28 protein-coding genes are annotated in these 24,359 nt (G+C 72.6%); 17 read left to right on the top strand and 11 right to left on the bottom strand.

Translation table 11 applies throughout. The annotated features are described in order from the left end of the window. Positions 1 to 30 precede the first annotated feature (30 nt). The 3 genes from ACILRH_RS11220 to ACILRH_RS11210 all read right to left on the bottom strand — a co-directional run bounded on the left by ACILRH_RS11220 (position 31) and on the right by ACILRH_RS11210 (position 2,255). Entirely contained in the window at positions 31 to 618 is a 588-nt protein-coding gene (locus ACILRH_RS11220) for a class I SAM-dependent methyltransferase (RefSeq protein WP_395693288.1), read from the bottom strand. Positions 619 to 737: 119 nt separating this feature from the next. Then, complete coding sequence (locus tag ACILRH_RS11215; RefSeq protein WP_395693286.1) at positions 738 to 1,376, bottom strand: VOC family protein; 639 nt, start codon at positions 1,374 to 1,376, stop codon at positions 738 to 740. 102 nt (positions 1,377 to 1,478) lie between these two features. Further along, positions 1,479 to 2,255 (bottom strand): hypothetical protein, encoded by a 777-nt coding sequence (locus tag ACILRH_RS11210; protein WP_395693284.1) that lies wholly within the window; start codon positions 2,253 to 2,255, stop codon positions 1,479 to 1,481. A 44-nt stretch (positions 2,256 to 2,299) separates the two neighbouring features. Here ACILRH_RS11210 and ACILRH_RS11205 point away from each other — a divergent pair, with 44 nt between their 5' ends. From ACILRH_RS11205 to proC, 7 genes are all read left to right on the top strand, one after another. Continuing rightward, a complete protein-coding gene (locus ACILRH_RS11205) occupies positions 2,300 to 3,244 on the top strand; it encodes a Ppx/GppA family phosphatase (protein WP_395693282.1) in 945 nt (314 codons plus the stop codon). After that, entirely contained in the window at positions 3,244 to 4,035 is a 792-nt protein-coding gene (locus ACILRH_RS11200) for a sugar phosphate isomerase/epimerase family protein (protein WP_395693280.1), read from the top strand. The genes ACILRH_RS11205 and ACILRH_RS11200 overlap by 1 nt, the downstream gene beginning before the upstream one ends. Next, positions 4,032 to 4,628, top strand: a complete 597-nt coding sequence (locus tag ACILRH_RS11195; protein WP_395693278.1) for a TetR family transcriptional regulator — start codon at positions 4,032 to 4,034, stop codon at positions 4,626 to 4,628. The genes ACILRH_RS11200 and ACILRH_RS11195 overlap by 4 nt, the downstream gene beginning before the upstream one ends. A 158-nt stretch (positions 4,629 to 4,786) precedes the next feature. Further along, positions 4,787 to 5,509 (top strand): ABC transporter ATP-binding protein, encoded by a 723-nt coding sequence (locus ACILRH_RS11190; protein ID WP_395693276.1) that lies wholly within the window; start codon positions 4,787 to 4,789, stop codon positions 5,507 to 5,509. Beyond that, on the top strand, positions 5,506 to 6,243 hold the full coding sequence (locus tag ACILRH_RS11185) for an ABC transporter permease (protein WP_395693274.1): 738 nt from the start codon (positions 5,506 to 5,508) through the stop codon (positions 6,241 to 6,243). Before ACILRH_RS11190 ends, ACILRH_RS11185 begins: the two co-directional genes overlap by 4 nt. A 57-nt stretch (positions 6,244 to 6,300) precedes the next feature. Then, the gene (locus ACILRH_RS11180; RefSeq protein ID WP_395693272.1) at positions 6,301 to 7,251 is read left to right on the top strand and encodes a proline dehydrogenase family protein; all 951 of its coding nucleotides are present in this window, start codon (positions 6,301 to 6,303) and stop codon (positions 7,249 to 7,251) included. A gap of 9 nt (positions 7,252 to 7,260) precedes the next feature. Then, the gene (gene proC, locus ACILRH_RS11175; RefSeq protein WP_395693270.1) at positions 7,261 to 8,064 is read left to right on the top strand and encodes a pyrroline-5-carboxylate reductase; all 804 of its coding nucleotides are present in this window, start codon (positions 7,261 to 7,263) and stop codon (positions 8,062 to 8,064) included. Between the two features lie 78 nt (positions 8,065 to 8,142). Here proC and ACILRH_RS11170 read toward each other — a convergent pair whose 3' ends face one another. The 3 genes from ACILRH_RS11170 to trpS all read right to left on the bottom strand — a co-directional run bounded on the left by ACILRH_RS11170 (position 8,143) and on the right by trpS (position 10,218). Then, positions 8,143 to 8,511, bottom strand: a complete 369-nt coding sequence (locus tag ACILRH_RS11170; protein WP_395693269.1) for a hypothetical protein — start codon at positions 8,509 to 8,511, stop codon at positions 8,143 to 8,145. After that, a complete protein-coding gene (locus ACILRH_RS11165; RefSeq protein WP_395693268.1) occupies positions 8,508 to 9,185 on the bottom strand; it encodes a TetR/AcrR family transcriptional regulator in 678 nt (225 codons plus the stop codon). Before ACILRH_RS11165 ends, ACILRH_RS11170 begins: the two co-directional genes overlap by 4 nt. A 64-nt stretch (positions 9,186 to 9,249) precedes the next feature. Beyond that, positions 9,250 to 10,218, bottom strand: a complete 969-nt coding sequence (gene trpS / locus ACILRH_RS11160; RefSeq protein ID WP_395693267.1) for a tryptophan--tRNA ligase — start codon at positions 10,216 to 10,218, stop codon at positions 9,250 to 9,252. Between the two features lie 176 nt (positions 10,219 to 10,394). Between trpS and ACILRH_RS11155 the strand changes: the two genes are divergently transcribed. From ACILRH_RS11155 to ACILRH_RS11125, 7 genes are all read left to right on the top strand, one after another. Then, positions 10,395 to 11,582, top strand: a complete 1,188-nt coding sequence (locus ACILRH_RS11155) for an acetoin utilization protein AcuC (protein ID WP_395693266.1) — start codon at positions 10,395 to 10,397, stop codon at positions 11,580 to 11,582. Between the two features lie 200 nt (positions 11,583 to 11,782). Beyond that, entirely contained in the window at positions 11,783 to 11,986 is a 204-nt protein-coding gene (locus ACILRH_RS11150) for a helix-turn-helix domain-containing protein (protein WP_395693265.1), read from the top strand. Positions 11,987 to 12,112: 126 nt separating this feature from the next. Next, positions 12,113 to 12,214: a 30S ribosomal protein bS22 gene (locus tag ACILRH_RS11145; RefSeq protein WP_008356322.1), complete on the top strand. Its 102-nt coding sequence runs from the start codon at positions 12,113 to 12,115 to the stop codon at positions 12,212 to 12,214. A gap of 14 nt (positions 12,215 to 12,228) precedes the next feature. Then, the gene (locus ACILRH_RS11140) at positions 12,229 to 13,293 is read left to right on the top strand and encodes an NAD-dependent epimerase/dehydratase family protein (protein WP_395693263.1); all 1,065 of its coding nucleotides are present in this window, start codon (positions 12,229 to 12,231) and stop codon (positions 13,291 to 13,293) included. Then, positions 13,286 to 14,428 (top strand): lysophospholipid acyltransferase family protein, encoded by a 1,143-nt coding sequence (locus ACILRH_RS11135; RefSeq protein ID WP_395693262.1) that lies wholly within the window; start codon positions 13,286 to 13,288, stop codon positions 14,426 to 14,428. Before ACILRH_RS11140 ends, ACILRH_RS11135 begins: the two co-directional genes overlap by 8 nt. Positions 14,429 to 14,499: 71 nt before the next feature. Next, entirely contained in the window at positions 14,500 to 15,969 is a 1,470-nt protein-coding gene (locus ACILRH_RS11130) for a hypothetical protein (RefSeq protein ID WP_395693260.1), read from the top strand. 128 nt (positions 15,970 to 16,097) lie between these two features. Next, on the top strand, positions 16,098 to 16,541 hold the full coding sequence (locus tag ACILRH_RS11125; RefSeq protein WP_395693258.1) for a hypothetical protein: 444 nt from the start codon (positions 16,098 to 16,100) through the stop codon (positions 16,539 to 16,541). A gap of 225 nt (positions 16,542 to 16,766) precedes the next feature. Here the strand turns inward: ACILRH_RS11125 and ACILRH_RS11120 are convergent, their stop codons facing one another. After that, the gene (locus tag ACILRH_RS11120) at positions 16,767 to 17,372 is read right to left on the bottom strand and encodes a TetR/AcrR family transcriptional regulator (RefSeq protein ID WP_395693255.1); all 606 of its coding nucleotides are present in this window, start codon (positions 17,370 to 17,372) and stop codon (positions 16,767 to 16,769) included. 224 nt (positions 17,373 to 17,596) lie between these two features. Here ACILRH_RS11120 and ACILRH_RS11115 point away from each other — a divergent pair, with 224 nt between their 5' ends. Continuing rightward, a complete protein-coding gene (locus ACILRH_RS11115; RefSeq protein ID WP_395693253.1) occupies positions 17,597 to 18,382 on the top strand; it encodes a lysostaphin resistance A-like protein in 786 nt (261 codons plus the stop codon). Positions 18,383 to 18,508: 126 nt separating this feature from the next. Here ACILRH_RS11115 and ACILRH_RS11110 read toward each other — a convergent pair whose 3' ends face one another. The 4 genes from ACILRH_RS11110 to ACILRH_RS11095 form a co-directional block, all read right to left on the bottom strand. Further along, positions 18,509 to 19,102, bottom strand: coding sequence for a hypothetical protein (locus ACILRH_RS11110; RefSeq protein ID WP_395693251.1), 594 nt, complete (start codon positions 19,100 to 19,102; stop codon positions 18,509 to 18,511). 106 nt (positions 19,103 to 19,208) lie between these two features. Continuing rightward, positions 19,209 to 20,393 carry a DUF5667 domain-containing protein gene (locus ACILRH_RS11105; RefSeq protein ID WP_395693249.1) on the bottom strand — a complete coding sequence of 395 codons (1,185 nt, stop codon included), beginning with the start codon at positions 20,391 to 20,393 and terminating at the stop codon, positions 19,209 to 19,211. 79 nt (positions 20,394 to 20,472) lie between these two features. Next, positions 20,473 to 21,255 (bottom strand): sigma-70 family RNA polymerase sigma factor, encoded by a 783-nt coding sequence (locus tag ACILRH_RS11100; protein WP_395693248.1) that lies wholly within the window; start codon positions 21,253 to 21,255, stop codon positions 20,473 to 20,475. Between the two features lie 119 nt (positions 21,256 to 21,374). Continuing rightward, complete coding sequence (locus tag ACILRH_RS11095; protein WP_395693247.1) at positions 21,375 to 22,253, bottom strand: HAD family hydrolase; 879 nt, start codon at positions 22,251 to 22,253, stop codon at positions 21,375 to 21,377. A gap of 83 nt (positions 22,254 to 22,336) precedes the next feature. Between ACILRH_RS11095 and ACILRH_RS11090 the strand changes: the two genes are divergently transcribed. Together ACILRH_RS11090 and ACILRH_RS11085 are read left to right on the top strand one after the other, a co-directional pair. Beyond that, positions 22,337 to 23,869, top strand: a complete 1,533-nt coding sequence (locus ACILRH_RS11090; protein WP_395693245.1) for a class I adenylate-forming enzyme family protein — start codon at positions 22,337 to 22,339, stop codon at positions 23,867 to 23,869. Further along, on the top strand, positions 23,866 to 24,114 hold the full coding sequence (locus tag ACILRH_RS11085) for a glutaredoxin family protein (RefSeq protein ID WP_395693244.1): 249 nt from the start codon (positions 23,866 to 23,868) through the stop codon (positions 24,112 to 24,114). The genes ACILRH_RS11090 and ACILRH_RS11085 overlap by 4 nt, the downstream gene beginning before the upstream one ends. The last annotated feature ends 245 nt before the right edge of the window (positions 24,115 to 24,359 follow it).

Below are 24,359 nucleotides of genomic sequence, written 5' to 3'. Positions count from 1 at the left end.
GCAGGCTAGGGCATCCGGGCCCCAGGCTGGTCAGTACCGCCGCCACCACAGGTTGACGGCGTAGTCCACCTCGGTGCCGTCGTGGCCGGCCAGGGCCGCTTCGGCGGCAGGTCCCGGCAGCTCGATCCGCACGACCGCCTCCAGGTCGGCTCGGGAGGAGAAGCTCCACCGCATGTCGACCGACGTCCGGGTCCAGCCGTGGGTGGACCAGAACCGCTCCACCGCGGCCGGGTCGACGTCGGGGTAGCCCCGCCGGAACCAGGTGCCGAAGGTCGACCGGGTGGGGTCGTTGTCGATCACGAACGCGGTGCCGCCCCGCCGTACGACGCGCGCCAGCTCGGCCAGCCCGGGCTCGCACCCGGGGCCGAAGAAGTAGGCCCACCGCGCGTGCGCGACGTCGATCGACGCGTCGGGGACCGGGAGTGACTGTGCAGTGCCCTGGAGCACCGTGACGTTCGGGAGCCGTCGGGTGCGCCGCCGGGCCAGCGCCAGCAGGTCGCCGTGCGGCTCGACGCCGGTCACCGACGCGGCGGTGGCCGCGAAGCTCGGCAGGTGGAACCCCGTGCCGCAGCCGACGTCGAGCACGACCCGGCCGTCCCAGGTGTCGACGGCGCGCATCGCGGCCTCGATCGCACCGTCGGGGTCGACGGCCCGGTTCTCGACCTCGTAGGTCGCCGTGTGGTGCCAGATGTTGGGGCTGGGCCGGGCGCCCTCGGTGATCGTCAGGGGTCAGCCCGTCAGAGCCGGACGAGCCCGTTCGGGGTCTGGACCTGCACGGCGATGATGCCGGGCGTGCCGTTGGGGGCGACCCACTCGACCTTGACGTCCTCCAGCGGTGCCTCGACGGTCTCGCCGAGCCACTCGCTGACCCGGTGGGGGTCGCCGGCGATCTCCAGGCAGGCCAGGGAGAAGTCGGGGTCCGCGCCGTTGCTGGGGTGCATCTCGGCAGGGGACTCCCACTCGATGAAGAACGGCAGCTGCGGGTCGGCGATCAGGCCGTTGACACCGATCTGCTTCCAGCGCAGCTCGCTCCCGTCGGGACGGTGCCGGTTGCCGTGCGCGGCCTCGCGGCCCAGGCGCTGCTCCACCACGGAGATGTCGTCGACCGCGACGACCCATCCGAGCCAGCCGCCGCCGAGCGCGGAGCGGGCCCGCACGGCCTGGCCGAAGGGGGCCTTGTCGGAGGCCGGGTGGTCGAGCACCTCGACGACCTCCAGGTAGGTGTCACCGGCGAGCGGGAGGATCATGTTGCGGGTGCCGAACCGGGGATGGACACCCCCGTCGACGAAGTCCTTGCCGAGCAGTCCCCCGAGTCGCTGGGCAGTGCTGGCGAGGCCATCAGGTCCTGCTGCGAAAGAGAGATGGTCCAGGCGCATGCCCTGATTCTCGGGCTTCTCTCAGGAACGCCGGACACCGGGGTCGGTGTCTCTTGACGTCGAGAGGACTTCCGGCCCTGGTCGGAGGAGGGCCGGATCTGCTCAGCGCGGGTCGGCGGGGTGGAGCGCCAGCGCCGAGCGCGAGCGCAGGTGCGCGTCGCAGTGCCGGACGAGCTCGTCGTACGCCGGCTTGCCCATCAGCTCGGTGAGCTCGGCCTCGTGGGTGACGAAGACCGGCTCGACCGCCACGTGCGCCTCGGTGTTGCCCGAGCAGTACCAGTCCAGGTCGTGGCCGCCCGGTCCCCAGCCGCGGCGGTCGTACTCGCCGATCGAGACCTCGGTGTAGGTGGAGCCGTCCTGGCGCTCCACCTCCCGGAAGGTGCGGCGGATCGGCAGCTGCCAGCACACGTCGGGCTTGGTCTCCACCGGGTTGCGCCCGAGCCGGAACGCGAGGGCGTGCAGCGCGCAGCCCGCGCCGCCCTGCCCGGTGGCGGGTGCGAAGTCCGTGCGGTTGTGGAAGATGCACGCCTGCTGACCGTCGAGCGTGGTGACCCGGGTCTTGCGCTCGCCGTCCTCGTCGACCTCGATCCAGTCCCGCTTGCGGACCTTCCCGGCCGGCTTCTGCTGCCAGAGGTCCTCGTCGAGCAGCTCGACGAACGCGGCGACCCGCTTCTCGTCGTCCTTGTCGGCGAAGTGGGCGCCGAGGGTGCAGCAGCCCACGTCGGGGGCGTCGGCGTAGATGCCGCGGCAGCCCTCGCCGAAGATGCAGCGGTAGCTCGACGTCAGCCAGGTCAGGTCGCAGCGGAGCACCTCGGAGGCGTCGGCCGGGTTGACGAACTCGACGTACGCACGCGGGAACACCAGGTCGACCTCGGGCACGGACCAACCCTACGGTGCGACCGGGCAGCGGCTAGCGTGGTGCCATGCGCCTGGGCGTGCTCGACATCGGCTCCAACACCGGACACCTGCTGGTGGTCGACGCCCACCGTGGTGCCGCGCCGCTGCCGGCGTACTCCTACAAGCAGCCGCTGCGCCTGGCCGAGCACCTCGACGAGGACGGGGCCGTGTCCCAGGCGGGCATCGACGCGCTCGCGTCGTTCACCACGCAGGCGCTGCGGGTCGCGGAGGACAAGGGCAGCGAGGACATGCTCGCGTTCGCCACGTCCGCGGTCCGCGACGCGGTCAACAGCGAGACGCTGCTCGCCGAGGTGCGCGAGCGCACGGGCCAGGCGATCGAGGTGCTGTCCGGCGAGGACGAGGCGCGGCTGACGTTCCTCGCGGTACGCCGGTGGTTCGGCTGGTCCGCGGGGCGACTGTCGGTCTTCGACATCGGCGGTGGCTCGCTGGAGATCGCGGGCGGCGCGGACGAGGAGCCGGACGTGGCCTGGTCGCTGCCCCTCGGCGCGGCCCGGCTGGCCCGTCAGCACTTCGCGGCCGGGCCCCCCGACGAGGACACGGTCCGGGCCCTGCGTCGCCAGATCCGCGCCGACGTCGCTCGGGACGCGGGTCGCCTGATCCGTGCGGGCGTGCCCGACCACGCGGCCGCGACCTCGAAGACGTTCCGCTCGCTCGCCCGCATCTGCGGCGCGGCGCCGTCGGCGGAGGGCCCGCTCGTGCCGCGCTCGCTGCCGCTGGACACCCTGACCCAGTGGATCCCGAAGCTGGTCGCGATGACGCCGGCCGAGCTGGCCGACCTGCCCGGCGTGTCCCCGAGCCGACGCCACCAGGTGGTGCCGGGCGCGCTCGTGGCCGAGGCCGTGATGGACATCTTCGAGCTGCCCGCGCTGGAGATCTGCCCGTGGGCGCTGCGCGAGGGCGTGATCCTCGAGCGGCTCGACCAGATCACGGCCGGCCAAGGGGAGCTGTAGTGCCGCCCCGCATCGGCCTCTCGACGGTCTCGGTCTACCCCGAGTCCTCCGCGCACGCCTTCTCCTACGCCGCGTCCCTGGGCTACGACACCATCGAGGTGATGGTCGGCATCGACGCGCTGAGCCAGCAGACCTCGGCCGTCAAGCAGCTCTCCGAGCACCACGGCGTCCCGATCGCTGCGGTCCACGCGCCGTGCCTGCTGTTCACCCAGCGGGTGTGGGGCACCGAGCCGTGGGGCAAGCTCGAGCGCTCCGCCGAGATGGCGCAGGCGGTCGGTGCCGAGGTGGTCGTCGTGCACCCGCCGTTCCGCTGGCAGAAGACCTACGCCGCCGGCTTCGTGGAGGGCATCGCGGCGCTCGAGGCGTCGACGGGCATCGCGTTCGCGGTGGAGAACATGTACCCCTGGCGCGCGTCCTCGCGCCGCGGGATGGAGATGTACCTGCCCGGGTGGGACCCCTCGGACGAGCCCTACGCCAACACGACGATCGACCTCTCCCACGCCGCGATCGCGCAGTCGGACCCGATCCTCATGGCCAGGCGGCTCGGCGACCGGCTGCGGCACATCCACCTCACCGACGGGACCGGGTCGGCCAAGGACGAGCACCTGGTCCCGGGGCGCGGCTCGATGGGCGCGGCGCCGTTCCTGCGCCACCTCGCGAAGGTGGGGTTCGACGGTGAGATCGTCGTCGAGATCAACACCCGCAAGTGCCGCGACACCGCCGAGCGGGAGGTCGACCTGCGCGAGTCGCTGGAGTTCGCCCGCGAGCACTCGGCGGTGGGCACGCCGTGACGTCCGCGGCGCCGCGTCGCGGTCGCCGGCCGGGGGCCCCGGACACCCGCGCGGCGATCCTGGCCGCGGCGCGGTCGCTGTTCGCCAGCGCGGGGTACGCCGGCACCTCGGTCCGCTCGGTCGCGGCGGCCGCCGGCGTCGATGCCGCGCTCGTGCACCACTACTTCGGCACCAAGGACGACCTGTTCATCGCCGCCCTCGAGCTCCCGGTCGACCCGCGCGTGGTCACCCGGCCGGTCATCGAGGGCGGGCCAGACGGCGCGGGGGAGCGGCTGATGCGGCTGTTCGCGGCCGTCTGGGACGACGAGCACACCCGCACGCCCCTGCTCGCGCTGGTGCGCGGCATCCTGGAGCCCGAGGGCCAGCAGCTGGTGCAGGACGGGTTCCTCCGCATGGTGCTCCAGCCCGTCGGTGCGGGCCTGGGCATCGACGACCCCGACCGCCGGCTGCCCCTGGTCGCCTCCCAGCTCGTCGGCATCGTCGTGCTGCGCCACGTCATCGGCCTCGAGCCGCTGGCCTCGATGTCGGCCGACGACCTGGTCGCCGTCTACGCCCCGACGTTGCAGCGCTACCTGACCGGCCCGCTGCCGTAGGGGCGGATGAATCCCCGGTCAGCCGGGGATCCATCCGGGGTTGTCAGGGACTTCATGACGTTGTCAGGCGTTGCAACCCCCGACAACGTCAGGAATCCCCGGTCAGCCGGGGATTCATCCACTTGCCCTCGCCCACGCGGAGGAGCATAATTCAGCGCATGATGAATAACGCGGTGGAGGTGCGCGGGCTGCGCGTCGTCCGGGGGCGGCACACCGTGCTCGACGGCCTCGACCTGACCATCGGTGGCGGCGTGACCGGGCTGCTCGGTCCGTCCGGGTGCGGCAAGTCGACGCTGATGCGCTGCCTGGTCGGGGTCCAGCAGGTCCGGGGCGGGACGGTCGAGATCTTCGGCAAGGCGGCGGGGAGCACGCCGCTGCGTGACCGCGTCGGCTACGTCACCCAGGCGGTGAGCGTGTACGACGACCTCACGGTCGCCGAGAACCTCCGCTTCTTCGCCCGCGTGCTCGGCGCCGGGAGCGACCACGTGGAGCGAGCGATCACGTCGGTCGACCTGCAGGCCTACGCCGACGACGTGGTCGGCCGGCTGAGCGGTGGCCAGCGGTCCCGGGCCAGCCTGGCGGTCGCCCTGCTCGGCGACCCCGAGCTCCTCGTCCTCGACGAGCCGACGGTCGGCCTGGACCCGGTCCTGCGTGAGGACCTCTGGACGCTCTTCCACGAGCTCGCCGACGCCGGCGTCGCGGTCTTCGTCTCCAGCCACGTGATGGACGAGGCGGAGCGCTGCGACCGCCTGCTGCTGATGCGGGAGGGGCGCATCATCGCCGACGGCACCCCGGCCGAGATCAAGGAGCGGGCCGGCGTCGACGACGTCGAGGCCGCCTTCCTCGCCATCGTCAAGCAGGACAGGGGGGACGCGGCATGAGCACGCGGATCACCCTCGCCGTCGCCCACCGCGTGATCATCCAGCTGCGCCGTGACCGGCGCACGATGGCCATGCTCCTGGTGCTGCCCTGCCTGCTGATCACGCTGCTGTGGTGGATCTACAAGGACGCCAACCCCCAGCTGTTCGACCAGATCGGCCCGGCGCTGCTGGCGATCTTCCCCGTCATCGTCATGTTCCTGGTCACCAGCGTCACCACGCTTCGCGAGCGCTCCAGCGGCACCCTCGAGCGCCTGCTCGCGATGCCCATGGGCAAGCTGGACTTCCTGGTCGGCTACGCCCTGGCCTTCGGCATCGTCGCCGCGGTCCAGTCGGTCCTCGCGGTCGCGGTGAGCGTCGGGCTCCTCGGCCTCGACGTGGTCGGACCGCTCTGGCTGCTCACGGTCGTGGCGGTGGTCGACGCCGTCCTCGGCAGCGCGCTCGGCCTGTTCGTCTCGGCCTTCGCCCAGACCGAGTTCCAGGCCGTGCAGTTCATGCCCGCGATCGTCATCCCCCAGCTGCTGCTGTGCGGGCTGCTGGTGCCGCGCGACGCGATGCCGCCGTTCCTCGAGGCCGTCAGCGACCTGTTGCCGCTCTCGTACGCCGTCGACGCCATGCAGCACCTCACGACCTCGACGAGCACCGGCCAGGTCTGGCAGGACGTCGCCGTGGTGGCCGCCTTCGCCGTCGGTGGCCTGGCCCTCGGTGCCGCGACCCTGCGCCGGCGTACCCAGTGACATCACCGGCCCCCGGGGAATCGGACGCGGGAGGACCGAGGTCGTAGCCTGAGGAGCATGTCGCTCCTCCGTCAGCCGCTCCTGCTCCTGGCCCGCAGCGCGGCGGTCAAGAAGCTGGTCAGCACCATGCCCGTCTCCGCGGGCATCGTCCGCAGCTACGTCCCCGGCGAGACGACCGCGGACGCCGTGCGCGCGACGGCGGAACTGGTGGACGGCGGCCTGCGGGTCACGCTCGACCACCTCGGCGAGGACACGCTGGACGCCGAGCAGGCCGACGCGACGGTGACGGCGTACCTCGAGGTCCTCGGGCAGCTCGCCGCCCGCGGCCTGACCCGCAACGCCGAGGTGTCGGTCAAGCTCAGCGCGATCGGTCAGTTCCTTCCCGACGCCGCCGGGTTCGGGGGCGGCCACAAGATCGCGCTGGAGAACGCCCGCACGATCTGCCGCGCAGCGCGCAACGCCGGCACCACGGTCACCCTCGACATGGAGGACCACACCACCACCGACTCGACGCTGGCGATCCTGCGCGAGCTGCGCAAGGACTTCCCCGAGACCGGGGCGGTGCTGCAGGCGGCCCTGCGCCGGACCGAGTCCGACTGCCGGGCGCTCGCGCACGAGGGGTCCCGGGTCCGGCTGTGCAAGGGCGCCTACCTCGAGCCGGAGTCGGTGGCCTTCCAGGACAGGCTCGAGATCGACCGCTCCTACGTGCGCTGCCTCAAGGTGCTCCTCGCCGGCGAGGGCTTCCCGATGATCGCGACCCACGACCCGCGGATGATCGAGATCGCGTCCTCGCTGGCCAGCCGGCACGGCCGCGCGCAGGGCACCTACGAGTTCCAGATGCTCTACGGCATCCGCCCCGAGGAGCAGCGACGGCTGGTCGCCGAGGGCGAGTCCGTGCGCGTGTACGTCCCCTACGGCACCGAGTGGTACGGCTACCTGATGAGAAGGCTCGCCGAGCGCCCGCAGAACCTGACATTCTTCCTGCGGTCCCTGATCTCCAAGAGCTAGGCGGCACACATGGCGCAGACCGCGATCCTCGGGGCCGGCGTGATGGGGGAGACCCTCCTGTCCGGACTGGTCCGCGCCGGCCGACGCGTCGACCACCTCCTCGTCGGGGAGAAGCGGCCCGAGCGCGCCCGCGAGCTCGAGGAGCGGTACGGCGTCGCCGTGGTCGGCAACGTCGAGGCGGCCCGCAAGGCCGACACCCTCGCGTTGGTGGTCAAGCCCCAGGACATGGGCGACCTGCTCGACGAGATCGCGGACGCGTTGCGCCCGGGTCAGCTCGTGGTGTCGCTCGCCGCCGGCATCACGACCGCCTTCATCGAGTCGCGGGTGCCTGAGGGTGTCGCCGTGGTCCGAGTGATGCCGAACACCCCGGCCCTGGTCGACGAGGGCATGGCCGCGGTCTCGCCGGGATCCCACTGCTCCGAGGAGCACCTCGCCGAGGCGGAGTCGCTGATGGCGTCGGTGGGCCGGGTGCTGCGGATCCCCGAGCGACAGCAGGACGCCGTCACCGCGATCTCCGGCTCCGGGCCCGCCTACCTGTTCTACGTCGTGGAGTCGATGATCGAGGCCGGCGTGCACCTCGGCCTGCCGCGGGCCACCTCCACCGAGCTGGTCATCCAGACCCTGGTCGGCTCGGCGAAGATGCTCCGCGAGACCGGCACCCACCCCGTCGTGCTGCGCGAGCAGGTCACCTCGCCCGCCGGCACCACGGCCGCCGCGCTGCGCGAGCTGGAGGTGCACAAGGTCCGCGCGGCGTTCCTCGCCGCGATGGAGGCCGCCCGCGACCGCTCGCGGGAGCTGGCCGAGGGGTCCTGAGCGGACGGCCCGTCGCGCCGGCGGGCATTCCCGGTCCACGGTGACTCGCCCGCGGTCCTGACTCCCGGGGGAGCCCACTCAGCGGGTCGTCGCCCGCGGCGCCCGGAGGTGGTGAAGGAGCGACCGGACCAGCGCGACGTTGGTGCAGGCGACCAGCGTCATCAAGACGGTGAACGTCAAGGTGACCGGCCAGATGGGGACGGTCACGACCGGGTCGAGCGATGAGGCCGACCCGGTCGCGGGGCCGTCCGCGAAGCTCCACGCGACGGCACCGAGCACGTAGATCGCCGGCAGGGCGACGACCACCGTCGGAAGCGTGAGCACCGCCGCCGCGATCTCGGCCCACCACCAGGGGTCCTGGCCGGAGAAGGCCGCGGCGGTCAGGCCGGCCACCGTCGCGACGTAGGCCGCCGCCACGACCCGGGCGGCCACCGCTCGGCCGCTCACGACGGCCTCCGCAACGACCGCACCAACGCGAGCACGTCGTCGACGACGCCGCGGACGACCGGGAGTCGCGAGACCCGCACCAGGCGGTCGACGATCGGTGCGACGCGGGTGGCGAGCTCCCGGCTGCGCCGCTGGCCGGGGCTGTCGTCGTAGACCCAGAAGAGCACGACGCCCATGTGCAGCAGCCAGAGCAGCTCGGGCAGGTCGTGGCGCAGGGCGGGCGGCGGCGTGGTGTCCGACCCCGCGACGAGCCGCTCGTAGAGCCCGATCGCGGCCGAGCGCGCGGGGGCCGACTCCGGGCTGAAGGGGGAGAGCGGGCTGCGCGGGTCGGCGGCGTTGCGGAAGAACTGCCCGGCGAACTGGTGGTGCGGCTCGGCGACGTCGAGCCAGGCGACCAGGACCGCCGTCAGGCGCTGCTCGAAGCGCCTCACCCCGACCATCGCCTGCTCCGCTGCCTCGACGTGCTCGGCCTGGAGCTGGTCGTAGAACGCCTGGACCAGGTGCTCCTTCGAGCCGAAGTAGTAGTAGGCGTTGCCGACCGAGACCCCGGCCTCCGACGCGATCGCGCGCATCGTCGTCCGGCCGTAGCCGTGGTCGCGGAAGAGCCGCAGCGCGGCCGCCACGATCGTCCGGCGGGTCTGCTCCGCCTTGGGCGTGTGCAGGGTCTCCGGCACGGGTCCTCCATTCTTGAACACGTTCAAGTCGATGGAGCGACCGTACGCCGAGATTTGAACATGTTCAAGAGGGTCCGAGCCCCATGACCGACTGCGCCTCGGCCAGCACCGGGCCGGCGACCTCGCGGCACCGGGCGGCACCGGCCTCGAGGACCGACGCGACGTGCCCGGGGTCGGCCGCCAGCTCGGCGTACCGCTTCTGGAGCGGCTCGAGCTCGGCCACGACCGCGTCGGTGACGGCGCGCTTCAGGGCGCCGTACGTCGTCAGTCCCTCGGGCGAGCCGCCGCAGGCGGCCAGCACGTCGAGGAGGTTGGAGACGCCGGGCTTGTCCGGGGCGGCGCGGACGGCGTCCGGCCCGGTGTCGGAGTCGGTCACGGCGCGCGCGACCTTGCGGCGTACGACGTCGGGCGGGTCGAGCAGCAGCACCACGCCGGCCTCGTCGGCGTCGGACTTGCCCATCTTGCGGGCCGGGTCGTCCAGCCGCATCACCCGAGCGCCGGCCGTCGGGAGCACCAGCTCGGGGACGGTGAAGACCGGCCCGTAGAGCCGGTTGAACCGCAGCGCGAGGTCGCGGGTCAGCTCGACGTGCTGGCGCTGGTCCGCGCCCACCGGCACCTGGTCGGGTCGGTAGAGCAGGATGTCGGCGGCCATCAGCGCGGGGTAGGTGAACAGCGCGGCCCGGGTCGACTCGTCGCCGGCCTTCTGCTTGAACTGGATCATCCGGCCGAGCTCGCCCGTGGTCGCCGTGCACTCCAGCAGGTAGGCGAGCTGGGCATGCGCGGGGACCCGGCTCTGGACGAAGACGGTGGCGTCGTCGAGCCCGGCCGCGAGCATCAGGGTCGCCGTCTCGGCCGTGAGGGCTCGCAGCCGTCCCGGGTCGTGCGGGGTGGTCATCGCGTGCAGGTCGGCGACGCCGTAGAAGCAGCCGGCCGGTGCCGCGGTGGCCGCGGCCGCCATCGGGCGCAGTGCGCCGAGCAGGTTGCCGAGGGTGAGGTGGCCGCTCGGGGTGAGCAGCGAGAGCGTGCGTTGCATGGGGTCCTCCTGGGGTCAGGGCCCACGAGGAAGCACGTCCGGAGAGCAGAACGGCCGCCCGTGGGCGGCCGTGGTGGTGTCGTGCGTGCGCGTCGACGAGAGTGGTCCGCCCTCAGGCGGTCCACCAGTACGCGGAACGGGTCAGCACGGGTCCAGAGTAGCGATACCGTCGCGACATGCCCACGTGCGACGGCCCGGCGACGGTGGTCTTCGATCCCAGCCTCACCGAGTACGACTTCGGGCCGGCCCACCCGATGTCGCCCGTGCGGGTCGACCTCACGATGCGGCTGGCCGACGAGCTCGGAGTGCTCGGCGGGCGACTGAAGCGGGTGGACGCTCCGATCGCGAGCGACGACCTCATCGCCACGATCCACGACCCCGGCCTGATCGAGGCGGTCATCAAGGCGGGCACGACCGGCAGCGGCTACTACGACCGTCGCGGGCTCGGCACCGACGACAACCCGGTCTTCCCCGGCATGCACCAGGCGGCCGCCCACATCGTGGGAGCCAGCGTGGAGGCGTTCCGCCAGGTCTGGTCCGGGGAGTCGCTGCACGCGGTCAACATCACCGGGGGGCTGCACCACGCCATGCGGGACCGGGCGAGCGGCTTCTGCATCTACAACGACGTGGCGATCGGCATCCAGCACCTGCTCGACCAGGGTGCGCAGCGGGTCGCGTACGTCGACGTGGACGTCCACCACGGCGACGGGGTGGAGCGGATCTTCTGGGACGACCCGCGCGTGCTGACCATCTCCCTCCACGAGACCGGTCAGATGCTCTTCCCGGGCACGGGCTTCCCCCGCGACCTCGGCGGCCCGGAGGCGCTCGGGACGGCGGTCAACGTCGCCCTGCCGCCCGGCACCGGCGACGGCGGTTGGCTGCGCGCCTTCCACGCCGTGGTGCCGCCGCTGCTGCGCGAGTTCCGGCCCGAGATCCTGGTCACCCAGCACGGCTGCGACTCCCACGTCGAGGACCCGCTCGCCCACCTGATGCTCTCCGTCGACGGCCAGCGCGCCGCCTACCTGGCGCTGCACGACCTCGCGCACGAGGTCTGCGACGGCCGCTGGGTCGCGACCGGCGGTGGGGGGTACGCGCTGGTCGAGGTCGTGCCGCGGGCGTGGACCCACCTGCTCGCGATCGTCGGCGGCCGGCCGCTGGAGACCGACACGGACACCCCGGAGGGCTGGCGCGACCACGTGCGTACGACGCTCGGGCGGGTCGCGCCGCACCGGATGACCGACGGCCGCACGCCGGCGTACCGGGACTGGAGCGAGGGCTACGACCCCGACACCTGGCTGGACCGCGCCATCCACGCGACCCGGCTGGAGACCTTCCCGCTGCACGGGCTCGACCCGCTGCCCTGAGTCCCGGACCGGCCGGTCGGGACGCCTCGGTGAGATCGCCCGGAGGTGCGCCGCGCAAGCGGACACGCCGATGTCTCGTCAGCTACTTTGGTGAACCCCTTCCCCAGGAGTCACACCAGGCCCTATTCTCACCCTGCGCGACGCGTGCACTCACCGGTGGGGAAGCCGGTGGCGCGTCAGACAGAAAGTATCGGTGCACGATGGCTACCAGCTCCGGGGACATCTCCGACTCCCAGTTCCTCACCGTTGCCGAGGTCGCGGCGAGGATGCGCGTCTCCAAGATGACCGTCTACCGACTCGTCCACAACGGCGAGCTGCCGGCCGTCCGGGTCGGCCGCTCCTTCCGGGTCCTCGAGAGTGACGTCGACGAGTACCTGCGCAAGAGCTTCTACAGCGCCGGCTGACCCGCCCACGGACCTGCCGGCGTCCGCCTGGCACCGCTCGATTCTGCCGGTCCGGCACCGCCGGATAGGCTGGGTCGGTCCTCGGGTACCTCCCGTCGACGCAGCACAGCCAGGAAAGGTCTCCCTGTGGGTTCTGTCATCAAGAAGCGGCGCAAGCGCATGGCCAAGAAGAAGCACCGCAAGCTGCTGAAGAAGACGCGCGTCCAGCGTCGCAAGCTCGGCAAGTAGCGCCCGCGCGGTCGATGCCCAGCGCCGGCAGGGTCGTCCTCGTCACCGGGGTCTCACGCGACCTCGGCCGACGGTTCGCGCGCTCGCTCGCGGCCCAGCCCGGCGTCGCGCGCGTCGTCGGCGTCGACTCGATGCCGCCGCGCGGCGACATCGGTGACGTCTCCTTCGTGCGGGCCGACATCCGCAACCCGGTGATCGCCAAGGTCATCGTGAAGGAGGACGTCGACACCGTCGTCCACATGAGCGTCATCGCCACCCCCGGCACCAACGGTGGACGGGGGGCGATGAAGGAGCTCAACGTCATCGGCACGATGCAGCTGCTGGCCGCCTGCCAGAAGGCGCCGACCCTGCGCACGCTCGTGGTGAAGTCGTCGACCACCGTGTACGGCGCCAGCAACCGCGACCCCGCGATGTTCACCGAGGACATGGAGCCGCGCCGGCCGCCGCGGTCCGGCTACGCCAAGGACGTCGGCGAGGTCGAGGGCTACGTGCGCGGGTTCGCCCGTCGCCGCCCCGACGTCCGGGTCGCGATCCTCCGTCCGGCCAACGTGATCGGGGCGCACGTCGTCAGCCCGCTGACGTCGTACCTGCGCCTTCCGGTGCTGCCCACCGTCCTCGGGTTCGACCCGCGACTGCAGTTCCTCCACGAGCAGGACCTGATCGGTGCGCTCGCGCACGCCACCACCTCCGAGGTCGCGGGCATCTTCAACGTCGCCGGCGACGGGGTCGTGACGCTCTCCCAGGCGGTCCGTCGGCTGCAGCGCGCCAGCGTGCCGCTGCCCTCGTTCGCGCTGGGCGGCGTGCGCTCGGCGCTGCGCTCCTCCCGGGTCGCGGACCTGACGCCCGAGCTGGTGGCGCTGCTGACCTACGGCCGCGGCGTGGACACCACCCGGATGCGTCAGGACCTCGGCTTCGAGCCGGCGTACTCGACCGCGGAGGCGCTCGCCGACTTCGCCGACTCGCTGCCGGCTGCCGGCGGCCACGCCGACCGTGCCCTGGCCCGCCTGGCCAGTGCGCTTCCCGAGCCCGAGCCGGTGCCCTCCGTGCTCCCCGTCCCCGGAGGTGCGGCCCGTGGGTGACGCCGAGATCATCCCGATCGGCACGCGGGGTCGCCCCGGGCGCGGCACGGGCACCCAGCCGTCCTCGGCGGCGCGGGGCCTGGCCGGCGGCAGCCGGTCGGCCGCTGCGGCCGCCCACCCGTCGCGCTCCGCCAAGCCCGCCCCCCGTCCGCGCCCGACCGGCGAGTCGGGGGCGGACGGGGCCGAGCCCGTCGAGGCGACTCGTCCGCCGGCCACGACCACCGACCGCGCTCCGTCGGGCGGCATTCCTGCGGCCGACTGGCTTGCCGCCCTCCAGCACGGCGCCCGCGAGGTGTTCGGCGACGAGTGGGAGCTCCAGCTGGCCCGGTTCCTCGCCTTCCTCCGCCGTCGGCTCACCGGCGACTTCGAGGTCGACGAGTACGGCTTCGACCGGGAGGTCACCGAGCGGCTCCTCCTGGCCAGCCTCCGGCCGATCGCCCAGAAGTGGTTCCGCGTGGAGGTGCGGGGCGCCGAGAACATCCCCACCGAGGGCGGCGCCCTGGTGGTGTCCAACCACTCCGGCACGGTCCCGGTCGACGGACTGATGACGATGGTGTCGATCCACGACGCGACCGGCCGGTTCCTGCGACCTCTCGGCGCCGACCTGGTGTTCCGCCTGCCCGTCGTCAGCTCGGTCGCCCGCAAGGGCGGCGCCACGCTGGCCTGCAACGAGGACGCCGAGCGGATGCTGCGCGGCGGTGAGCTGGTCGGGGTGTGGCCCGAGGGCTTCAAGGGCATCGGCAAGCCCTACTCGCAGCGCTACAAGCTCCAGCGCTTCGGCCGCGGCGGCTTCGTCTCGGCGGCGCTGCGCACGGGCGTCCCGATCATCCCGCTCTCGGTCGTCGGCGCCGAGGAGATCTACCCGCTCGTGGGCAACGTGCCCTCGCTGGCCCGGCTGCTGGGGCTGCCGTACATCCCGGTGACGCCGTTCTTCCCGCTGCTCGGCCCGCTCGGGCTGGTGCCGCTGCCGTCGAAGTGGCTGCTGGAGTTCGGCGAGCCGATCCGCACCGACGAGCTGGACGCCGGCGCCGCCGACGACCCGATGCTGGTCTTCAACGTGACCGACCAGGTCCGCGAGACGATCCAGCAGACGCTCTACACGCTGCTCATGCAGCGCCGGTCCGTCTTCCGCTGACCGGGGCGGCCTGAAAACCCCGGGCAGCGTGTCTGCGTTTATTCGAACATAGTTTCGGGTATAGTCAGTTCATGGATCACCGTGACGCCCTCGACGACCTGGACCCGGGTGCGACGCTCGCGGCGGTCGAGGCGCGGGTGGTGGCGCGGCGGGCGGTCGAGGTGGAGGACCTGGTGCTGGTGTGCCACTGGGCCGACCTGCACGGCAGTGACCCGCGGCGTGGCCCGGACGGGGGGCGGGTGTGGGACGGGGCGGACCGGCTGGTCGAGATCGGCGGCGACGGCACCCCGTTGGTGCGGGAGCTGTGCCTGCCCGAGCTGGCGGTGGCACGGCGGACCCACACGGTGAGCACCCGGTCGGCGGTGGCCGACGCGCTGGACCTGCGGCACCGGCTGCCGCGGGTGTGGGCGCTGCTGCTGGCCGGGGGGTGCGAGCCGTGGGTCGCGCGGCGGGTGGCGTCGATCTCGCGGCGTCTGGACCGCGACCAGGTCGGCCTGGTCGATGCCGCGGTCGCGGACGCGATCGCCGGGGAGTCGCCGGGTCGGGTGATCGAGCTGGCGCAGGCCAAGGTGATCGAGGCCGACCCGGCCGGCTACGCCGAGCGGCTCCGCCTTGAGCTGGCCCGGCGGTACGTGGGCCGCAGCCGGGTCGACGAGCACGGCCTGTGCGCGGTGATCGCCCGGATCGAGGTCGGCCCCGCGGAGTTCCTCGACGCCCTGGTCGACCGGATCGCCGACGCCCTCGACCAGCGCCGCCACCTGGACCCCACCCTGGCCCCCGACCTGCGTGCGGACGCCACCCGTGACGAGCTGCGGGCCGAGGCCTTCGGGTGGCTGGCCCACCCCGACCGCGTCCTCGACCTCCTGGAAGCACCCCAGGCGCTCGACGAGCCCGCCGAGCCCACCCAGTCGCCCGAGCCCACCCAGTCGCCCGAGCCCACTGCGCGTCGTCGTCCGGTCCGTGTGGTGCGTCCGCGGGTGGTGGCGTACGTGCACCTGCACGAGGCTGCCTTGCACCGGTGGGGCGTGGCCCGGGTCGAGCACCTCGGCCCGCTGCTGGTCGAGCGGCTGCGTGGCCTGTTCGGTGACGCGGTGATCGAGCTGAAGCCGGTCGTGGACCTGGGTGACCAGGTCCGGGTCAACGCCTACGAGCACCCCGAGTCGGTCAAGGAACGGGTCCACCTGCGCACCATCGGTGACGTGTTCCCCCACGCCACCCGGGTCACCCGCCGGGTCGATCTGGACCACTGTGTCCCCTACCAGCAGCAGGGCCCCGCCGGCCAGACCGAGGGGCAGACCGGTGACCACAACGCCGCACCCCTGGGCCGCACCGAGCACCGCGCGAAGACCCACCTGGGCTACACGGTGCGACAACTCGGGCCAGGCGACTACGTCTGGCGCACCCCCCACCGGCTCTACCGCCGCGTCGATGCCACTGGCACCCACCCCATCGATCCCGAGGACGCCGAACAGCTCATCGCCGACGCCGACCTCGACCGCGCCCTGGACCGCATCGAACACGAGTTCCGCCAAGCCAGCTGACCCCTGCGCCCAGCGGAGGTGCCGACGGCCGAACGCCGTGCAACGTCACACCCTCGAAAGGCGCGGACCCCCAGATCCGGTGGTCGGAACGGGCTACGAGAGGACGAGCCGGCCAGTAGTTTCGGGCGATGGGGACGATGCCCGCCGGTCACGAGACCCAGATACCGGAGCGTCCACCACGAGGGTTGCCGCGTCTGTACCGGACTGCGTTCAAGGTCGGACTGGCAGCGCTCGGGCTGATCACGCTCATGTGCATTGTGCATGCGACCGGCGTCCTGTCCCCGAAGCCCCTGACCTACGAGGCTCCATGGGTCGAGGATGCCGAAAATACGGCACCCACGACCGTCAGCCCTGAGGGTCGCCACGTCACCGTGCGCTACTCGGGCGGAGCCTGCGACCAGAGTGCCGATGCGAACGTCGAGGAATCGCCCACCCAGGTGACGATCACCGTCGTCGTGACGGAGCAACGCGGGGAGTCCTGCCCCGCCATGGGGGTGTTCCGCACCATCACGGTCACCCTCGACAGCCCGTTGGGTTCTCGCCGTCTGGTAGACGGCTCCCACTCCTCGTAGACCGAGGGTGACTGGCATGGGCATGACTGCGCTCTCCGCGGCATGAGCGCTTGCGGGCCAGGGCGTCGCACGCTATCTGCGGCAAAGTCGGACGATCGGCGGCGAGGGCCCTCGTAGGCGCGGGCAGAGCGCTGCCCGCTGGTCGACCCCCAGCCTGATGGCAGGTCGAGGCGAGGAGTTCCGGCCGTTCGGAGACGACATGCTGTGGTCTCTTGGGGATCGCGGTCACTCCGTCAGGGGTTCGAGTCCTGCCGGTCGGCTGGTTACTGACTCGATGTAGTGCTTCATGGCGGCGTCGACCCGGTGCTGGTCACCCGTGACGGCTAGGTCCAGCTGGAGGCCGCGGACTTGGGCGAGGAAGCCGGTTGCGATGTTCCGTGCTGCGGGTCCTGGCATGTCGTAGGCCAAGAGGCTGGCCTCGATGGGGCCGAGGAAGTCGGTGATGAGCATCGTGGCCAGTGACCCGAAGCGCCCGGGTGTGCGCACCTGCAGGGCGACCAGCTCGAAGAGGAGCACGAACTGGCGGCGCTCGGCGGGTTGGGACAACTGCTGCCAGGCAACTGACATGGCCTCGGCCGGTGTGGTCGGGGTGCGGCCTCCGGCCGAGCGGACCAGGTTGTCGAGCAGGGCCTCGCGGATGCTGTTGACCACCTCGATGACCAGCTGCTCCTTGCTGCCGAAGTGGCGCAGGAGCGTGCCGTGGGTGACTCCGAGCTCTGCGGCCATCGGTCGCAGCGACAGCTCCGCGATGCCGTGGTCGAGGACGTACTCCACCGAGGCGTCGAGTAGCTCGGGTCGTCGGTGCTGGAACCGCAGCGCCCGTCCGTCCACGCGATCACCCCCACTCACCCGGCTTTCACCTCGCCAACCTTAGGAGAACTGCCACCCCGGCTCACCCCAATCTTTCCTGACCAACTGGTTTACCAAACCACTCGGTCCGCCTAGTCTGGTCCACGTCATCGGCCACATGTGCTGGTACCGCCGGTTGATGTCAACCCCACACGCCCACCGCCGACTCGGCTTCTGTCCGGGTCGACCATCACACGAGGTCCCTCATGCGCGTCGAACCCCGTCCCTTGATCACGGTCGGCCTCGCGGTCGGCTACATGGCGATCGTCGCGATCACCTGGATCGCCGTTGGTACCGACTACGACACGGTCGGTGACTCGGCAGCGAACATCGTCAAGGGCATCGTCCTCCCGGTCGCGCTCGCGTCGGCGTTCACGGCCGCGGTCACCAGCTACCTGGGGTGGTGGGGGCCCGCGATCCGTGAGGACCTGGGCGCTCCCCGGTGGCTGTGGGCGGTGCCGGTCTTGATGTTCCTGCCCGGACTCGGCTCGGTGCTTGGAGGGATCGGTCCTGCCGACCGGTCCGCGTCCTACCTCCTCGCGCTGGGCGTCGGCACGCTGCTGGTCGGGTTCGGCGAGGAGATGTTGACCCGGGGCACCGGCCTCGTCGGCCTGCGCGGCGGTTTCCGCGAGCCCATGGCCTGGTTCTTCAGCTGCCTGCTCTTCGGGCTGGTGCACGCCCTCAACCTCTTCTTCGGACAGTCCTTCCTCTCGACCGTCCAGCAGATCGCCATCGCGTTCGTCGCCGGCTCGGTCCTCTACCTCACGCGGCGACTGGCCGGCACCCTGGTCCTCTGCATGCTGCTGCACGCCTGGATCGACTTCACCACCTTCGCCTTCAACGATGCCGCCGCCGACGCAGAGTCGCCCTTTGGCGTGCTGGGCTTCGCCCAGTGGCTGGCGTTCGTGCTGGCCATCATCGGCATCGTGATGGTGCTGCGGGGCAGTAGCGACCAGCGCGACGACACACCCACGGCCCAGCCCGCCATCTGAGAAGATCCCCGGCACCCGGTGCCGGGATCCCGGATGTCGTGCTGGTTCGGGCGCAGCTCCCCGCACATCATCCGGATCTCGGCATGACCGTGCACTTCGCGGCTCCGGACCCGGACGCGTCGCGGGCTAGCTGGCGCGGATGGTGTAGTCGACGCTGTCGGCGACGTCCAGTCCACGTTCGCCTGACTCGCGCTCATAGTCGTAGGTGACCCGGTCGACCGTCGCAACGCCCGCCCTGGACGGGGTCACCACCAGGATCAGGTACTCCAGTGGGTCGTCCCCGCTGCCACCCCAGCGCACGTGGGTGCCGTCTTCGACGTACCGCACCTCGCGGCACGCTGTACCGAGGTCGCGTGCGTAGCCCGCGATGAACGTGTCCTGGCCGGCGCCGAGCACGCACACCGCTACCCGCGCGGTGGCCGCGGCGGTGTTCGTCCGGAAGTGGACCTTCGGGGCGCCTCGGAACGTCAGGACCTCATCGTCTTCCGCGCGCGGAAGGGCAAGCCCGGCGAATCCCGCGGCCGCCTTCACCGGCCGAGGGTCAGCGTCGAATCCGACGACTGTCCGTTCGCCCAGCACCGTCGGCGCGGTCGGTGGCCGCAGTGCCCACCAGGTCACGATGCCGGCGGCGACCAGCAGCACTACGGACGCGGCGATGATCTGCCGCCGTCGATCCACTGCTGACACGCCGTCGCGTATGCCGGTCCGAGCCTCGGTCATGACCGGAGTATGGCCCGGGGTAGACAGTGACGCTCGCACATCGGCCTCCACGATCGCTCACCGACTGCGCACGCAGCCGGGGAGGGACCCGACCGGCACGGCCGGCTCAGGGAGCCGGCGAGGAGAGCCCGCCGACCACGCCGTCGACCCCGTCGACGACGCTCCCGAGGATCGCCCCGACGCCGTCGACGGCACCGTCGACGGCCTCGCCGACGGTGGACGGGGACGGCGACGGGGTCCTGCTGGGGTGCTTCTTGCCGCCGGAGGTGTCGGCACCACCGCCGAGGGCATCGGCCAGCCCGTCGGTCAGCGCCTGGAGCGGGCCGGTGCTGGCGGTCGGGCCGGGAACGACCGGGTCGGTGACGCTGCCCGGGCCGACGTCACCGGGCTGCACGGTCGGCAGAGCCGGACCCTTCGGGCCGGCCGCGTGGTGCCTGCTGCCGGTCGTCGCGCTCGGCCGGGGCGGGGTCGGCGCCACGACCGCCTGCTGGGCGGCGGCGAGCACCGGCGGGATCGACTCGACCGGCGTACCGCAGTCGGGGCAGCGGTCGGTGGCCTCGGCATCGATGGTCTGCACCGTGCGGGCCGCGCGGATCAGCTCGTCGCGGGCCGACGCCGGCACGAGGGGCTCGAGGGCCGCCAGCCGGTCCAGGCTGTCCGCGCTGAACTCGTGCACCTCGGCGATCGAGGAGCTGTCGCCGTGGTGGGCGTAGTCGGCGAGCAGCAGGTCGGAGCCCTGGACCGCCTGGTCGGTGAACGTGCTGAGCGTGTCCGAGACCCGCAGGTCGGCGCCGAACCCGTCCTGGCGGACCAGCGCGTCGGCCTCGTCGAGCCGGTCGGTGGCGTTCGCGAGGATCGTGGAGCCGCGGTTGCCGTCGCCCACCGACAGGCCCGCGTGCGCGTTCTCGATGACGCGCTTGACCGGGTAGAGCGCCTCACCGGGCAGCGCGCTCTGGGACGCCACGGCGACACCGGTGGTCACGCCGACGATCGCGAGCCCGCCGATGGCCGCGGCCAAGCGCCGCTCGCGGCGCGGCCGGCGCTCGGGTAGCCGCAGCCGGGAGGTGTCCGGCCCGGCCAACGCCGTGGCCGCCTCGGCCATCAGCTGCGCGCGGAGCTCGGAGACGAACTCCGGCCGTGCGGTGACGACCGGCACCGACCGCAGAGCACCCACGAGCTCGAGGAACTCGGCGTCGCGGGGAGACCCGTCGGCCGGGTCGGGGCCGGAGGCGGACTCCACCCACGTGTCGAACTGGTCGGCGCGACGCTGCGCCGAGAACCCCCACGTCATGTCGACCTCAACGAGTGCGCGGGCGCAGGAGTTACGGTGCGCGCCCGCGTGCGGTCGGAGATCCGGAGCCGGGCCGCCATCAGTCCCGGATCCCTTCCGGCATCAGCTTGGCCAGGTTGCGCACGCCGCGCAGCTGCAGCTGCTTGACGGCGCCGTCGGAGCGGCCCAGCACCGCCGCGGTCTCGGCGATGCTCATGCCCTGCAGGAAGCGCATCACCAGGCAGTCCCGCTGCTCCGGCGGCAGCTCGGTGAGCGCCTGGAGCAGGATCTCGTTGGTCAGCCCGGCGAGCACGCTGGACTCGGGTCCCTCGGTGGCGTCGTCGTGCAGCGCCATGTCCTCGGTGGTCAGCTCCAACCGGGTGCGACCCGCCTTGAAGTGGTCGGTCGCCAGGTTGCGGGCGATCGTCATCAGCCAGGCGCCGAAGTCCTTGCCCTGCCAGCGGAAGCCGTTCATGCTCCGCAGCGCGCGGAAGAAGGTCTCGGAGGTGAGGTCCTCGGCCAGCGTGCTGGAGCGGGTGCGGTAGAAGAGGAACCGGTACACCGAGGGCTGGTAGTGGTCGTAGAGCAGCCCGAACGCCTCGGTGTCGCCGCCGCGGGCGAGCTCGACGAGGGCGATCAGGCGGGTCCGCTCGCCCTCGTCCTCCTCCGAGGACGCCGCGAGGTCGGCGTCGTCGTAGCGGCCGCCACCACCGTTCGCGGTGCCCGGGCCGGGCCGGTCGCCGGCGACGGCCTCGATCGCGAGGACGCCCGGGAGACCCGCGCAGCGAGCCTCCGGCACCGGCACGGGGTCGAGGAGCACCTGCGCGACCAGCCGGCGCAGGGCATCGAGCCCGCGCACGACGTCGCTCTCTCCCCACGGCATGGACCGGTGACCTCCCCAAGCAGCTGCCCCCGAAGCCTGCCCATGGTAAACGCGAGTTACTCCTTGGTAAACCCGTGGATCGTCGACCGTAATCAGTGCCAGGGATGAGGTGCCGGGAATCAGTGGCGCCGGGACCGCAGGGTGGCGCCGGCGGCGACCGCCCCCGTGACGGCACCCGCGACCGCTCCGGCCAGCACGCCGGCCCGCAGCGCCTTCCGGCCGGTGCGGTAGTCCCGGATCCGCCAGCCCTGCTCCCGGGCGTGCGCCCGCAGCCGCGCGTCCGGGTTGACGGCGCACGGGTCGCCGACCATCGAGAGGAGGGGCAGGTCGTTGTAGGAGTCGGAGTACGCCGACGAGCGGTGCAGGTCCAGCCCCTCCCGCTCGGCGAGCGCCCGGACCGCCTCCGCCTTGGCCGGGCCGTGCAGCATGTCGCCGACCAGGTGCCCGGTGTAGACGCCGTCGACGTGCTCGGCGACCGTGCCCAGCGCCCCGGTCAGGCCCAGCCGCCGGGCGATGATCTGGGCGATCTCGATCGGCGCCGCGGTCACGAGCCAGACCCGCTGGCCCTCGTCGAGGTGGAGCTGGGCCAGCGCCCGGGTCCCGGGCCAGATCCGGTCGGCCATCGCCTCCTCGAAGATCTCCTCGCCCAGCTCCTGGAGCTCGGTGACGGTGTGGCCGGCGATGAAGCCCAGCGCCGAGGCGCGTGCCTCGGCGACGTGCTCGGGGTCCTCGACCCCGACCACCCGGAAGTAGGCCTGCTTCCACGCCGCGCCCAGGATCTCGCGGGTCGTGAAGAACTTGCGCCGGTGGAGGCCGCGCGCGAGGTGGAAGATGCTCGCGCCCTGCATGACGGTGTTGTCGACGTCGAAGAAGGCGGCCGCCGTCGGGTCCCGGGGTGCGGCGAGGGCGGACTCGACCTCCGCGGCCGCGGCGGACGCCTCGCCGGCCAGGACCGAGCGTGCCTGCAGGTCGCGAGGACGGGGCCGCTTGTCGGTCACAGGCCGAGCGTAGTGTCCCCGCGGGCGCACCGGGCGCTGCCGGCCGGCGTCCCGCTCCGTGGTGCTGTGGAAGGATCGGGCCCATGTCCGGAGTGCGCGACGTCGCGGAGCTCGTCGGCGCTGCGGCCGCGGAGGAGCCGGACCGGCTCGCCCTGGTCGAGACCGGCGGCCGGCGCCGCACCTGGGCCGAGCTGGAGGACGAGGTCGCCCGCACCGCCACCGGGCTCGGCCGGGAGGGCGTCGTCGGCGGCCAGCGGGTGCTGGTCGCGGTCGGCAACCGGATCGAGTTCGTGACGACGTACCTCGGGGTGCTGCGCGCCCAGGCCGTCGCCGTCCCGGTCAACCCGCTCTCGACCGTCGACGAGCTCGGCCGGATGCTCGAGGACAGCGGCGCCAGGGTGGCGGTGGCCGACGCGGGCACCGCGGGAGCCGTCCGCGCGGCCGCACAGGCCCTGGCCGCGCCGCCCCGGGTGGTGGTCGTCGGCGAGGCGTCGTACGACGAGCTGCTGGACGTCGAGCCTCGCCCGGTGCCGCCGCTGCAGGATCCCGAGAAGCTGGCCGCGCTGCTCTACACCAGCGGCACCTCCGGCCGGCCGCGCGCCGCGATGCTGACCCACCGGGCCCTGCTGGCCAACGTCGACCAGGTCGCGCAGGTCGAGCCGCCGATGGTCGCCCGCGAGGACGTCGTGCTCGGGGTGCTCCCGCTGTTCCACGTCTACGGCCTCAACGCCGTGCTGGGCGCCGTGCTGCGACACCGCGCCGTGCTGGTGCTCGTGGAGCGGTTCGACCCCCACCGGACGCCCGACGTGGTCGCCGCGGAGCGGTGCACGGTGCTGCCGGTCGCGCCGCCGGTCTTCGCCTACTGGGCCGACGAGCCCGAGCTGGCCGAGCGGCTCCGGTCGGTGCGCGTCGTCCTCTCCGGGTCCGCGCCGTTGTCGGCGCAGGCGTGCGAGCAGTTCACGGCACGCACCGGGATCCCGGTGCACCAGGGCTACGGGTTGACCGAGGCGGCACCGGTCGTCACGAGCACGCTCTGCAGCGCGCACCCCCGCCCCGGGTCGGTGGGTGCGGCCCTGCCCGGCGTCGGGCTGCGGCTGGTCGACGAGGGCGGCCGGGCGCCCGAGGGTGACGATGTCGGCGAGATCCAGGTCCGGGGGGCGAACCTGTTCAGCGGCTACTGGCCCGACGGCGACGGCGGTCCCGACGCGGAGGGCTGGTGGTCCACCGGCGACGTCGGGTTCCTGGACGAGGACGGCGACCTGTTCCTGGTCGACCGGCTCAAGGAGCTGGTCATCGTCTCCGGGTTCAACGTCTACCCGACCGAGGTCGAGGACGTCGTCGCCGAGGTGCCCGGCGTCGAGGACGTCGGAGTGATCGGCGTCGAGGACCCGCAGACCGGCGAGGCGGTCGTCGCCTACATGCGCGCCCAGGCGTCCGCCGACCCCGCGGCCCTCGTCATGGCGGTCCGCGAGCACTGCGCGGCACGCCTGGCCCGGTTCAAGCAGCCGTCCCGGGTCGAGGTCGTCGATGAGCTGCCCAGGACGGTGACGGGCAAGGTCCAGAAGGGCCGGCTGCGCACCATCGAGCGGCGCCGGGCCCTGGGGCTGCTGGAGTGAGCCGCGAGCCCGCCCGGGTCACGCTCTACTCCCGTCCCGGCTGCCACCTCTGCGACGACGCCCGCGCCGTGGTCGAGCGGGTGTGCGCCGAGCTCGGCGAGCGGTACGACGAGGTCTCGATCGACGACGACCCCCAGCTGCTCCGGCGGTTCGGCGAGGAGATCCCGGTGACCTTCGTCGACGGCCGCCAGCACGACTTCTGGCGGGTCGACGAGCAGCGGCTCCGCGCGGCGCTCGCCCGCTGAGCCCCCGCTGGGAGGCGCGGCCGGCCCGCGCGAGCACCCACCCGCCGTACGTGGGTCATCTCACATGTGCTAGTCCCAGCCCGGGCGGTGCCCGTCGCCGGTTTTGTTCTCCTGTTCACAAACTCCTACAGTGATCGCGCCGCCGGGTGCACGCGGCCTGTCACGGGCTGGTGCGCGGGTGCCCGACGACGGCCCAGCCCACGGGACCCGCACGGGTCCAGCCCACGGCGACACGGCTTGGAGAC

Origin of the sequence: Nocardioides sp., assembly GCF_044226765.1 — a bacterium.
GTDB lineage: Bacteria > Actinomycetota > Actinomycetes > Propionibacteriales > Nocardioidaceae > Nocardioides.
Note: the sequence above shows the minus strand (reverse complement) of the source record. Positions and strands in the feature narration are given on the sequence as shown.

Bases quoted from the DNA above. Each gene is read 5' to 3' on its own strand.
- ACILRH_RS11220 (WP_395693288.1), bottom strand. From the start codon at position 618: ATGCGCGCCGTCGACACCTGGGACGGCCGGGTCGTGCTCGACGTCGGC.
- ACILRH_RS11215 (WP_395693286.1), bottom strand. From the start codon at position 1,376: ATGCGCCTGGACCATCTCTCTTTCGCAGCAGGACCTGATGGCCTCGCC.
- ACILRH_RS11205 (WP_395693282.1), top strand. From the start codon at position 2,300: ATGCGCCTGGGCGTGCTCGACATCGGCTCCAACACCGGACACCTGCTG.
- ACILRH_RS11190 (WP_395693276.1), top strand. From the start codon at position 4,787: ATGATGAATAACGCGGTGGAGGTGCGCGGGCTGCGCGTCGTCCGGGGG.
- ACILRH_RS11185 (WP_395693274.1), top strand. From the start codon at position 5,506: ATGAGCACGCGGATCACCCTCGCCGTCGCCCACCGCGTGATCATCCAG.
- ACILRH_RS11180 (WP_395693272.1), top strand. From the start codon at position 6,301: ATGTCGCTCCTCCGTCAGCCGCTCCTGCTCCTGGCCCGCAGCGCGGCG.
- proC (WP_395693270.1), top strand. From the start codon at position 7,261: ATGGCGCAGACCGCGATCCTCGGGGCCGGCGTGATGGGGGAGACCCTC.
- trpS (WP_395693267.1), bottom strand. From the start codon at position 10,218: ATGCAACGCACGCTCTCGCTGCTCACCCCGAGCGGCCACCTCACCCTC.
- ACILRH_RS11155 (WP_395693266.1), top strand. From the start codon at position 10,395: ATGCCCACGTGCGACGGCCCGGCGACGGTGGTCTTCGATCCCAGCCTC.
- ACILRH_RS11150 (WP_395693265.1), top strand. From the start codon at position 11,783: ATGGCTACCAGCTCCGGGGACATCTCCGACTCCCAGTTCCTCACCGTT.
- ACILRH_RS11140 (WP_395693263.1), top strand. From the start codon at position 12,229: ATGCCCAGCGCCGGCAGGGTCGTCCTCGTCACCGGGGTCTCACGCGAC.
- ACILRH_RS11130 (WP_395693260.1), top strand. From the start codon at position 14,500: ATGGATCACCGTGACGCCCTCGACGACCTGGACCCGGGTGCGACGCTC.
- ACILRH_RS11125 (WP_395693258.1), top strand. From the start codon at position 16,098: ATGGGGACGATGCCCGCCGGTCACGAGACCCAGATACCGGAGCGTCCA.
- ACILRH_RS11115 (WP_395693253.1), top strand. From the start codon at position 17,597: ATGCGCGTCGAACCCCGTCCCTTGATCACGGTCGGCCTCGCGGTCGGC.
- ACILRH_RS11110 (WP_395693251.1), bottom strand. From the start codon at position 19,102: ATGACCGAGGCTCGGACCGGCATACGCGACGGCGTGTCAGCAGTGGAT.
- ACILRH_RS11105 (WP_395693249.1), bottom strand. From the start codon at position 20,393: ATGACGTGGGGGTTCTCGGCGCAGCGTCGCGCCGACCAGTTCGACACG.
- ACILRH_RS11100 (WP_395693248.1), bottom strand. From the start codon at position 21,255: ATGCCGTGGGGAGAGAGCGACGTCGTGCGCGGGCTCGATGCCCTGCGC.
- ACILRH_RS11090 (WP_395693245.1), top strand. From the start codon at position 22,337: ATGTCCGGAGTGCGCGACGTCGCGGAGCTCGTCGGCGCTGCGGCCGCG.